The organism is Clostridium sp. AF29-8BH, from assembly GCF_003478145.1.
GTDB lineage: Bacteria > Bacillota > Clostridia > Lachnospirales > Lachnospiraceae > Otoolea > Otoolea fessa.
In genome coordinates this window covers 76,985-88,816 of sequence record NZ_QUEL01000010.1, presented here as the reverse complement: position 1 = coordinate 88,816, position 11,832 = coordinate 76,985, and the positions used below count along the sequence as shown (strand labels likewise).

The window sequence follows — 11,832 nt, the reverse complement described above, 5'->3', positions numbered from 1 at the left end:
TCCATGGTCGAAAAAGTTGCCGGACGTTGTCAGAAAACCGAAAAAGCAATGAAGTAGAGCCGCGGAAGCGGCTTTTAGCTTATAGGGTACTTGGTATGGAGCGTTTACGGCATAATGGCCTGTAACCGATATAATGTCGGTTACTTTCACAGTGAGGAACTTTTGGAAAGCATGGTAGCTCTTAAAGAGCAGGATTACGATAAATATGCTCGTAAGATGAAGAAGTATCTCAAATGGGAACTAATCATCCTAGATGACTTCCTGCTTCACACAATCACTGACGAAAGAGAGATTAAAAGCCTCTTTGAGCTTTTGGAAAAGCGGAACGAGCAGAGGAAAAGCACCATCGTATGCTCACAGCGTGATCCGGATAACTGGAAAGCGATAATCCTCAACGATGAGGTATCTGCCAATTCCATCATGAAGAGAGCTACAAAGCACTACACGGTTAAGATCAATACACGATAAGCGGTGGTCTTCTAACTAAAAAATGGGCGGTCGTTGACTTCGGAAAGCAGCCGTTCTAAAACAGAATGGCGACCGCTGAGCCCCGTAAAATGCAGACTGTTGGCGTATTATCTTCAAAAAACGTTGACATTTTATTCAAAACTGCTATAATAAACTTACCTAAAAGGTAAATTTTTGACAGGGGGGGGGTGATCCTGTTCTGAACGTTGAGTATGAGGATATTGAGGTCAAAGAACTATTTGACGATTTGAATGATGTTCGTAATTCTAAAAACTTAATGAAAAAGGAAATCGGTGCAGAATTAACGAAGGCTGTTAAGAAACGATATAATCAAATCGTTGCGTTTACCTCGTTTTCAGCACTTCAACAATCTGGAATAGGAAAAATGGAATCCTTGGAGGGAGACCGAAAGGGGGCATATTCATTAAGGGTTTCCGCAAACTATCGTTTGATTGTTAAACCAAAAACAAAAGATTTAAGTGTAGAAAGCCTTAAGAATTGCGATACATTAATTATCGAAGGGGTGATTGATTATCATGGTAAAAGAAAAAAATTTAGTTGGATTATCCCGTGATTATATTATTCATCCGGGAGAGACATTGGCGGAAGTACTTGAAGACAGGGAGATGTCGCAAAGGGAACTTGCTGTTAGAACTGGAATGACAGAAAAGCATATCAGCACAGTTATTCATGGACAGAAAGGCATATCAGCTGCTTTTGCAAGAAAGCTAGAGTATGCTTTGGGAATTGAGACATCTTTCTGGATGAATCTTCAAGCAAACTACGACCGTGAATTACTTGAGTTTGAGGAAGTGAATAATATCACTGAGGCCGAATTAAGCGTTCTGAAGAATCTTAAGGAAGTTATAGAAGTCTGGACGTCTTTTGGATGGCTTGATGAAGAAACGAACCCTGCCGCAATGGTGCTGGATTTTCGGATGATTTTTGGTATTAGTAATCTGCTTGATACTCCAAAAATTTCATATGCAGCCGCTTACCGTGTGCAGAATAAAAATGTAGATCCGTATGTACTATTTGCATGGCAAAGAATGTGTGAGCTTCTTACAAAGAACATCGAAATAGCTGACGAAGTAGACACGGAAAAGCTTAGAGAGATGATACCTGATATTAAACAGGTGATGTTCATGAGGGCAAATCAAATTCAGAAGAAGTTGACTGCTATTTTTTCTGAATGTGGAATTGCTTTTAGAATTGTTCCCAATTTTACTGGTGCGCCGGTGCAGGGATTTATTAAGAAAACCGAAGATGGGGCATTAATTCTCTGCATGACATTGAGACAAAAGTTTGCTGACATCTTCTGGTTTACGCTTTTTCACGAAATTGCCCATGTTTTAAATGGCGACACAAAACATGAATTCATTGATTTTGATTCAGTATCAGGAGAAGTTGAATCAAAGGCTGATAGTATGGCAGGAGAGTTCCTGATTGATTCAAAGGAATACAAGAGCTTTGTAGCTGCAGAGGGCTATAAACGGTCAAGTGAGATTGAACGATTTGCAAGTACACAGAATGTGAAAGATTATATTGTTCAGGGTAGGCTTATGAAGGAAAAAATTATTCCTTGGAAGGCTCGACCAAGATACGAGTGGGCATAGTATTGATAATGATTTGGTTAAAGGCATCTGTCAACATGGCAGGTGCTTTTATTATACGAAAAAAAGAAGCGTGATGAGATGGGAATACTGAGCAGTTTGCTTCGGAGCAGGGATAAGTCCACGGACAGGACGGCAGGAAGTAGCTAAAGCTTCTTTCTTGGCGGAACTGCAAGCGGCAAGTACGTGACGGAAAGATCTGTGATGCAGATGACAGCGGTTTATTGCTGCGTGAGGATCCGGTCAGAGGAGGTGGTAAGTCTGCCATTACAATTTTAACGATATACCGATGATAGCGGTAAGGAAAAAGCAGTAGAACATGTATTGCTTAGCCAGATGAAGAATGAAGATTGGGAGAAAGTGAAAACCTAGATGCGGGACGATTTAAAGAACTATTACGCAGAGGTGGCGGTATATAAATTGATATTATATATTACAAACCTAAATTGATGTTATATTTGCATAAAATTGTTTCAAAATTTTCAGAACAATTTGCTGTTTATGCAAAAATATTGTATAATGAATAAGAAAATATCGATATCATGAAAGATTAATTTGATGGAGTTTTTGAATGGAAACAGAATGATTCCCTTTATTCAGTCAAATGGAGAATGCCGACTGGGAGAAAGTAAAAAACCAGATGCAGGACGATTTAAAGAACTATTACGCAGAGATGGGCGGTATATAAAATCTAAAACCACTCAAAGAAAGGAATACACATGAAATTTCCTAAGTATTCAATCCTATATTTCAACCACCCCCTAACACAGCACCAGAAAGAGTTAGGTCAGTTTCTAAAAGAAGGAAAAAAAGTATTCTGGTTCGGAACGGAATCAGATGTTACATACTTGAAGAAAGCCTACAAGCCCTTTTCCGATGCCTTCTTCCTACAAGCTTTTATCATCCCGGAGACAGATGAGGCAGAATCATTTACACCGTTTACCGTAATAGACGGCGAAGGCTTAAATCGGGAATACGCCCAGCTATTTGACTGGCTGGAAAAAGCGATCCCTTCTTTTAACACCGCCCAGTACCGGGTAGAACATGCCGGAATTGCTGATAATATTGTAGTGAAGGCATCTGCCGGAACGGGTAAAACCACGGTGATGATTGACCGCATTTTGTATTTAATGCACATGGTTCCGGATCTGGATATGTCGGAGATTTTCATGATCACGTTTACCAACGAGGCAACGAATCAGATGAATGATCGCCTCCAGGAAATCCTCCTAAAAAAATATGCTTTGACGAAGAATCAAAGATATTTAACCTGGCTGGAACAGCAGTCGCAGATGCACATTTCGACGATTGACAGTCTGGCATATGATTTATTCAAACGGTTTGGATGCAGTGTGGGATTTGGACGAGATTTAGGGATTCAGCCGCTGGAAAAAGAAAGAAAAGAGCTGATAAAGGATCTTCTGTCGGAAGAATTGGATGATGGAAAATCGATCACGTCTCAGATAGGAATGAACTATGCAGGCGCCAGCAAGGTGATAGATGTGTACTGGAAAGAACTGACCAGAAAAGGTTACACGATTTCGGAAGTGTTAGAAAAGGACTGGGGTGACGTAGAGCGCGAACCGGTGCTTTCAAATTTTCAACAGGTTATTAAGGCGGTACTGAAAGAATTTGAAAAAAAATATACCCGGCTTAAACTGGATAAGAATGCGATTTCAATCAATGATTTGTTCTTTGATTTTGGTCACTATCTGCTGAATGGGAAAATGGACTGTAAAGGTCTTACAATGAAATATCTGTTTGTGGATGAATTTCAGGATACGGATGCCACGCAGATCCGGACATTTGCACGCCTGGTGCAGATGATTCATGCAAAGCTTTTTGCCGTAGGGGATGTAAAGCAGAGCATTTACTCCTTCAAGGGAGCAACGGACGAGGCGTTTGATATTCTGGAGGAAGAAATGCATGGCAGCCTGCATTCCTACAGTCTCCGAAATAATTACCGTACCTGTGCCAATATCATGAAAGTGATGGAGCAGTATTTCTTTGCATGGTCAAGGCAGGGATTGCTGCATTATGAGGAGCCGGTAAGACCGTTCAATACCCGTACAGGTACGGTTGAAATGGAATATGTGGAAAATAAAAGTTCCTGGCCTGCCCAGACGATGCGCCATATCAATGAGGCATTGGACGATTTGGAGACGGATATCCGTTCTGGTAAGAAAAAAGTGACTGATAAAACGAAGGTGGCCGTGCTGGTCCGGGGAAATCAGAAGGCGGCGGAAATTGCGGCTTTATGCCGGAAAAATGGAAAAACCGTTGTTTTGAATTCGGATCGCCCCTTTTTCCTTTCACAGGCAGTGAGAGATTTCTATGTACTGATCAGTTCGTATATTTTTGCAGAACGACCTATTTATACATATAATTATCTGATGACCCCATATGCAGCTTATGAAGGAACGGTTTCTGTATCTGAGATGGAACAGATTAAAATGAATGGTGCGGAATTAACGGAGTATTTATCCGGATTTCTTTCCCAGACAAAATGGCATGAATATCAGAGAAAATTCAGGCTTAAACCAGTTGTAGCGGTTATTAAGGATATCGTGGAAAACAGCAATGTGATAGAAAATTTTATTGCCATGGACAAGGTGAACTTATATGGAAATGAATGGAGTGAAGCGAAGAAAAACAGACAGGCACTGATTGATGCTAAATTGTATCAAAAGAACCTGGATAAATTGTTGGAAATGATTCAGCAGAGGATGGACGGGGAGTTTGCGACGCTTTACGATCTTTATATTTACCTGACGTTGATGATTGCGACGAACCGAGATGAGATGGAACCGGATGTAGAGATGACAGATGATTATACCAGTGTATATATTATGACGGTTCACAAGTCAAAAGGTCTTGAATATGATACGGTGATTCTGCCGGCGATGGGGCATTCGCTGGTTCCAAGGGAAAGAACTTCGATTCTTTTAGGAAAAGATAAGGCTGCCTGGCATTCGAGCCGGGGAAAAGTGTTCAGATGAAGAGCCGTTGGTATGAAGAACTGCAGAAAGAGGCAGTGCGAAGAGGTGTGGCGGAGGAAACCCGGATGCTCTATGTCGCTATGACACGGGCGGTAAACCGGCTTATCTTGCTGGTAAATGAGAGACAGACGTATGAAAGCTGGTCGTCTCTGATTGGAAAGGTGGGGCTGATCAATGAGTAATCGGTATATACGTACACAAAGGTTTCAGAATTAAAACATGCCCCGTATTTTAAGGAAATTGCACCTTTGCCGCAGCTGACCTTGTCTAGGGAGATGGCGGTTAATATGTCTTATGACATGAAGATATTTAAGGGCAATATCATGGGCTTTTTGAATTTTTCCCAGAGGCTGTTTCCCGGATGGAATACGAGTGGACAGAAGTTTGTATATGTGACGGCTTTAAATCGTTTTTTGCGGGATAAAATAGCGGCGGTACATGACAGGGCGGAAAGAGACTGGCTGTTTGGATGTAAAAAGAATCTGTATGCGGCGATTCAAAATATGATTCGTCTGGAGGAGGCGCGTGTCCGCCCCGAAGATATGGAAGCTTCTGACCGGGATCTTTCTTTGTTTTTAGAAATGTGGAAATATCTGGAGCAGCTGGATGGCAGTATCGCCGCTTTTCGGAACAGACTGCGAGAACTGGAACAGCCGGGAAATTTTGAACGGGAGGCGGAACGTGCGTTTTGCTTTCACGGAAATAAGGTCATTGTATGGAATGGCTTCCAGTTTTTGACGCCGATACAGAGATTTGTGTATGACTGTTTTGTAAAATCGGGATACAGTATTTATGCCCTGATACAGGATGAAAAGAAATATCCGTATGCCAATGAAATCTGGAGACACCTTTATAATGAAAGCAATGGATACCCGCCATATGAAGACTGGATTCGTTTTGAAGATCCGGATTCTAAAAATCCGCTGGGAGAAATATTTGAAACCGGGGAAAAGACAAGTGCTCCGAATGTGAAAATAATCAAATACAGCAATACGATCGAATTTGTGGAAGATATCTCCAGGATCCAGGAGCAGGGATTTTACTTATATAGTGCGGATGATTATACGGCTAACCGGATACTAAAGGATTATTTTCCAGAACGATATGAGGTAAGAAATTTGCTCTCATATCCAATCGGACAGTTTGTATATATGCTGCATAAAATGTGGGATGAAAATCGGCAGTGTATTATACTGAGTGCGGATGGATTGAGAAAATGCTTCGCATCCGGCTGGCTTACAGCGCACGGGAAAAGCAGTATACAATATACGGATGATTTAGAGCGTATATTACCTTATTTTGAAAATTGTTATACACTGAAAGAATGGAATGAACGGCTAAGTTGCTTTTCCGATGCTTACGATAACGCATATGATGTTTTTTCGCAGACAGAGGAAGAGACCGGACTTGAGAAGAGAAAACAAAGGGCACTGGCAAATCCGTTATCTCATTTTGGACCATTTTCAATCGGAGAGGATCGAATTAGAGAAGTAATCGATCTGATCAGCCAGCTGATCCGCATGGCAAAGGAATTATTTGCTTCGAATGAACCTGTTTCGATTCAGCAGCATATGAGCAAACTGGATGCACTGCTATATTTCCGGGATGGAATGCCGCAGGATCTGTACCGCGAGGAGAAAGAAAAAATAAAACAAATCTTCCTGGCACTTGAAAATGATCAGGTAAAGGATTTTATGTGCTATCCGGGAGACCTGGTAGCCGCACTCCTTTCTTTTATGAGTGGAACGATGGAAGATGAAACGGATGACCATCATGGACTTAAGACATTGGTTTTTAATATTTTCCAGATCGAATCAGCCTCTGTTTTTGCGAAAGAAAAAGTACATATCTGTCTGGCGGATATTACAAAGCTGCCGGGAACATCTGGCAGTTATCGCTGGCCGTTGGATGAGACCATTTTGCGGGAAATTGCTGAAAAAACAGCCGGAACGTATGCTTCTGACTGGCTGGAAAATAACCGGTTGACAGCGCTGGCAAACCGTTATTATGTTTATAATGCCCTGAAAAATAAAGATGTGGAAATTTCATGGATTTACCAGCAGGGAGAGAAATGCTTATCCCCATCTCCATACATTACACTGTTGGACCAATTGTCGGATGCCGGAATTCAGGATTCTACACTCAGAAATCTGGATTTACAGTATGTGAACGGAGTGATGGTTCATAAACGCCTGGACAAAACGTATTCGATCAAGGAAAATAAAAGGTGGCATTTGTATGAGGATGAATTAGAATATGCCTTATGTCCTATGCGCTATGTATACAGTTGTGTGTTGGGAGAAAATTTTGCATATATGAATGAATATCAGCAAAACAAGGCAATTGTCCGGCTGATTCAGGTATTAAATGCATTGTTGAAAGGCAGATATTCGATGGAGCAGATAGCGCAGCAAGTATTCGAATTGTTTCCTTACATCCGGAAAGCAGAAAAACGGCAGATGCTGGATGATGCGATATGCTGGAATCAGCCGGAGAGGGAAGGGAGTTTTACGGAAGCTGGAAATTATCAATATACAGATGAACGCCTGAAACTTGTATTTTTGGATAATCAGAATTATGCTTATGCAGAGAAAATGGCCTCGATGCTTATGAGTCAGTCGGGAATAACGGGGATTTACCCAGACAGAACAGGAGGAGGAGATTCCAAAAACTGTGAATTTTGTCCACATATGAGATATTGTCCGGATGCAATATTTGGAATAGACTATAAGGGTGATAGTGAATGATAGAGAGAAAGTTTTGGGAAGAAGTTCGAAGCCATTGGATTTTGGAGGCACCGCCGCAGATTTCGGATCGGAAGACATCTTCAGGTGGTGAGATTGATCCAAGTCTTCTTGAGGATCCGTGGGGGCAGGAGGGAATTCCTTTTGATATGGTTGATTATGACGATGCGATGGAGGCAGCCTTAACAGGGGAAAGCTATCAGGTTCCCAAAGGACAGGGGCAGAAGCCAAAAGTGGCACCCAGACAGGGAATTCAGCCTATGCCGCAGTCATTCGCTCAGGCAGTTAAGCCGCCGGAAAAACGACAAAAACCTATGTTTGACAGCGCAGGCTTTGAAGAACGGATGGAACGTCGGACGCTCGCAGATTATATCGAGGCAGGAAAATTGCTTTTAAAATGTGAATTACCGGAAAAGATGGAAAAATTGGGACAAGAATTGCTAGATCGAATGTCTGTATTGCAGACAAGCATCCGTGAATTTGAAAAAGTGTATCAGCCGGATATGTCCCAATTTTATGACTGTTACATTCCGGATACACTGCAGCTGGCAGCTTCATATCTGGAATATGTTGACGCGGAAATCGATGGGGATATAATAAAAGAAACAGAGAAAGAAGCAGCAGCTGCACTTGAAACACTGATAAACGGTGTCAATGAAAAAATAGAAGAAATCTATCGCTATGCAAAAATTGAGATTCACGCACAGGCGAGAGCCTTGGAAAGCATGATGAGTCAGGAAGGGTATGTAGATCCGAATTTTAAAATCAGGTAATGGGGAGGACGATAGAATGGGTGAGGCAAATGATACAGCAAATAGGATGATAAAAACAGGAGAGGGAAAAGCGCCGACGCTTACCCTGGATCCGGATGAAGTGAAGTATGACATGTCTTTTATGGAGCCATCCTTAAAGAAAAATATGCCTGCGGAGGAAACAAAAGCAGCGGCGGCGGGGGCGGTCGATGAGTCGATGCTGTCTGAGGATGAGAAGAGGCAGGTGGAGACGTTTGTAAAACAGATTGATATTTCAAATATAAAACTGGTCAATTCGTATGGTGCCAGTGCGCAGAAGGGAATTTCCGGTTTTTCAGTTTCCATTACCAAGAACGTAAAAACGAAAGATTTTGGTGACATCGGAGATAGCTTACGGGAACTTGAGACGGCCATCAAAAGCACCACGACTTCGGAGAAAAAGGGATTACTGGGTCTGTTCAAAAAAGGGAAACAGAAAGTGGCATCCTTGATTGCCAATTATGAAAGTGCAGAAACCAATATCAAAAAAATAGAAAAGGATCTGCAGAAGCATCAGATGGCGTTGACAAAAGATATTTTCGTGTTTAACCAGATGTATGACATGAACCTTGACTTTTACAAGGAATTGACGATGTATATCATTGCAGGCAAGAAGGCACTTGGACAGGCAAAGTCTACAAAGCTGGTGGAACTGCAGGAAAAGGCTGACACAACCAGGGATCAGCTGGATGTGCAAATGTATAGAGATTATGCGGATGCATGCACCCGGTTTGAGAAAAGACTTGCGGAGCTGGAAATGACAAGGCTGCTCTCGATCCAGATGGCCCCGCAGATCCGCCTGCTGCAGAATGCTGATCAGGAAGTGGTGGATAGCTCCGCTCGGATATTCTGAATACAATTCCGGCATGGAGAAACCAGATGGTTCTGGCGCTGGGAATTGAGCATACGACCAGGGCATTAAACGCGCAGAATGCATTGGATGAAATGACGAATGAACTGTTTAGAAAAAATGCGGAAACGCTGAAACAGGGGGCGATCGATGCAGCATTGGCGTCCGAGCGCAGCATTGTAGATGTGGAAACGCTGAAAAAAATCAATGCGGATATTATTACATCGATCGATGAGGTCGTAAAAATTCACGAAGAAGGTTCCCAGAAACGCGCAGAGGCACAGGAAGAACTTGTCAAGATTGAGACAGAGTTAAAGGACGCTTTATTGAAAGCTGGTTCCAGGTAGGATGCTTATGAAGAAACATTTACGAATCACATGGAATGCTCCGGTTGTGCTGAGCATAGTGGCTGTGAGTTTTGCTGCCACGTTATTAAACTACCTCACGGGTGGAAGAGGCGGGATGCTTCTATTTATGACATACCATTCTTCCCTCCTGTCACCGATGACGTGGATCCGGATGTTTACACATATATTTGGACATGCGGATTGGTCACATCTAATCGGTAATATGAGTTATCTGCTATTACTTGGACCGATGCTGGAAGAAAAATATTCATCGAGGGTTCTTCTGGAGGTTATCCTTGTGACAGCGTTTGTGACGGGACTGGCAAATTATATCCTTTTTCCGGCGACTGCATTGTGCGGTGCCAGTGGAGTTGTGTTTGCCTTTATACTATTATCTTCGTTTACAAATTTTCGCGAGGGTGAAATACCGGTTACGTTCATTCTGGTGGCGGTTCTGTTTATAGGGCAGCAGGTCTGGGATGGTATTACGATTCGGGACAATATTTCCCATATGACTCATATTATAGGGGGAATGATTGGCGGAATGATCGGGTATGGATTGAATTGCAAATCGCGGTTTGAGTAGATTAATTAGAAAAAGCTCCTGCATACACAGAATGAAGATTTATCTGTTTATGCAGGAGTTTTTTTTGAAATTTACAGCCGTTTATCAGCCGTCAATTCTCATTACATCTGTCCCTCGTTATACCGCTTAATCAGCTTCTGGATCTTCGCAGTCGGAGTCAGTGCGTTCTCCAGAGATACGTTATGGTTCAGGGAGTTGATGATTGCAGCGATAAACTTGCTCATATCAGCTTCTACATACCAGTCACGTTTAAGAAGTTCCGGTGTGTGGTAGTTTAAGTTGGTGGTTACGACGCAGTCGAGGTAACCTTTTGCGAAAAATTCGTCGAATTTCTCAAGTCCGTTGGTGAACAGACCGAAGGTAGCGCATACAACGACGCGTTTTGCCTTGCGCTCTTTGAGGGCGCGGCAGGTGTCCAGCATGCTCTCGCCGGAGGAGATCATGTCATCGATGATGAGAACGGTCTTTCCTTCAACGGAAGAACCTAAGAACTCATGGGCAACGATCGGGTTACGTCCATTGACAACACGGGAGTAATCGCGGCGTTTGTAGAACATACCCATGTCAACACCCAGGTTGTTTGCCAGATATACGGCGCGGGACATAGCGCCCTCGTCCGGGCTGATAACCATCAGGTTGTCCTTGTCGATCTTTAAGGTTTTGTCATGGTTCAGTAATGCCTTGATAAACTGGTAGGTCGGCATGAAATTATCAAAACCGCTTAACGGAATGGAGTTCTGTACACGCGGGTCATGTGCATCGAAGGTAATGATGTTGCTTACGCCCATCTGAATCAGTTCTTCGAGCATCATCGCGCAGTCAAGGGATTCACGACCGCTGCGCTTGTGCTGGCGTCCTTCATATAAGAACGGCATGATAACATTGACACGATGAGCGGTAGCAATGGATGCGCCGATGATACGTTTTAAATCCTGATAATGGTCGTCCGGGGACATATGATTGGTAAATCCGCTCATTTTGTAGGTCAGGCTGTAGTTGGTTACATCGACCATGGCGTAAATATCGGTACCACGGACAGACTCATTGACGATGCCTTTTGCTTCACCGCTTCCGAAACGCGGGCACGCGCAGTCAAGCATGTAGGAATCAGCATCATAGCCGCGGTACTGTAAATTTTCCTGACGTTTTTTCAGGACTTCAATATCGTTGCGGCGGAAATTGATAATGTGGGAGTTGACTTTCTCAGCCAGATCCCGGCAGCTCTCCAGTGCGGCAATTTTAAGCGGCGCAACCGGAAGCGTGTCATTAAACACGTAGTCATTCGACATGATTATACCTCCAAACAGTGTAGGTCCTTCGATGCATGCGGGCAGAGCGTACAAGTTTGTCTGCCATTTGCAGGACATAATACAACTACTTTATACCATTTTATGATAAGAAACGTCAATAGCAAATGAGAAAATTACAAAAAAA

At 42.8% G+C, this 11,832-nt stretch carries 11 protein-coding genes; 10 read left to right on the top strand and 1 reads right to left on the bottom strand.

Annotation, left to right across the window (positions count from 1 at the left end):
• Window positions 1–114 precede the first annotated feature (114 nt).
• The 10 genes from DWZ16_RS08260 (at window position 115) to DWZ16_RS08215 (ending at window position 10,398) form a co-directional block, all read left to right on the top strand.
• On the top strand, window positions 115–468 hold the full coding sequence (locus DWZ16_RS08260) for an ATP-binding protein (RefSeq protein WP_243021962.1): 354 nt from the start codon (window positions 115–117) through the stop codon (window positions 466–468).
• 247 nt (window positions 469–715) lie between these two features.
• Window positions 716–1,042, top strand: a complete 327-nt coding sequence (locus DWZ16_RS08255) for a type II toxin-antitoxin system RelE/ParE family toxin (protein WP_118522597.1) — start codon at window positions 716–718, stop codon at window positions 1,040–1,042.
• Window positions 1,005–2,084, top strand: a complete 1,080-nt coding sequence (locus DWZ16_RS08250; protein WP_118522596.1) for a HigA family addiction module antitoxin — start codon at window positions 1,005–1,007, stop codon at window positions 2,082–2,084. The genes DWZ16_RS08255 and DWZ16_RS08250 overlap by 38 nt, the downstream gene beginning before the upstream one ends.
• Window positions 2,085–2,800: 716 nt before the next feature.
• Window positions 2,801–5,080 (top strand): UvrD-helicase domain-containing protein, encoded by a 2,280-nt coding sequence (locus DWZ16_RS08245; RefSeq protein WP_118522595.1) that lies wholly within the window; start codon window positions 2,801–2,803, stop codon window positions 5,078–5,080.
• The gene (locus DWZ16_RS08240) at window positions 5,077–5,262 is read left to right on the top strand and encodes a hypothetical protein (protein WP_118522594.1); all 186 of its coding nucleotides are present in this window, start codon (window positions 5,077–5,079) and stop codon (window positions 5,260–5,262) included. The genes DWZ16_RS08245 and DWZ16_RS08240 overlap by 4 nt, the downstream gene beginning before the upstream one ends.
• Window positions 5,263–5,328: 66 nt before the next feature.
• Complete coding sequence (locus DWZ16_RS08235) at window positions 5,329–7,827, top strand: hypothetical protein (RefSeq protein WP_147353408.1); 2,499 nt, start codon at window positions 5,329–5,331, stop codon at window positions 7,825–7,827.
• Window positions 7,824–8,597, top strand: coding sequence for a hypothetical protein (locus tag DWZ16_RS08230; protein WP_118522592.1), 774 nt, complete (start codon window positions 7,824–7,826; stop codon window positions 8,595–8,597). The genes DWZ16_RS08235 and DWZ16_RS08230 overlap by 4 nt, the downstream gene beginning before the upstream one ends.
• Window positions 8,598–8,613: 16 nt before the next feature.
• On the top strand, window positions 8,614–9,468 hold the full coding sequence (locus DWZ16_RS16750; RefSeq protein WP_118522591.1) for a toxic anion resistance protein: 855 nt from the start codon (window positions 8,614–8,616) through the stop codon (window positions 9,466–9,468).
• A gap of 26 nt (window positions 9,469–9,494) precedes the next feature.
• Window positions 9,495–9,812, top strand: a complete 318-nt coding sequence (locus DWZ16_RS16745) for a toxic anion resistance protein (RefSeq protein WP_118522590.1) — start codon at window positions 9,495–9,497, stop codon at window positions 9,810–9,812.
• A 7-nt stretch (window positions 9,813–9,819) separates the two neighbouring features.
• A complete protein-coding gene (locus DWZ16_RS08215; RefSeq protein WP_118522601.1) occupies window positions 9,820–10,398 on the top strand; it encodes a rhomboid family intramembrane serine protease in 579 nt (192 codons plus the stop codon).
• Between the two features lie 101 nt (window positions 10,399–10,499).
• Here the strand turns inward: DWZ16_RS08215 and DWZ16_RS08210 are convergent, their stop codons facing one another.
• Entirely contained in the window at window positions 10,500–11,687 is a 1,188-nt protein-coding gene (locus DWZ16_RS08210; protein WP_022359714.1) for a ribose-phosphate pyrophosphokinase, read from the bottom strand.
• Between the last annotated feature and the right edge of the window lie 145 nt (window positions 11,688–11,832).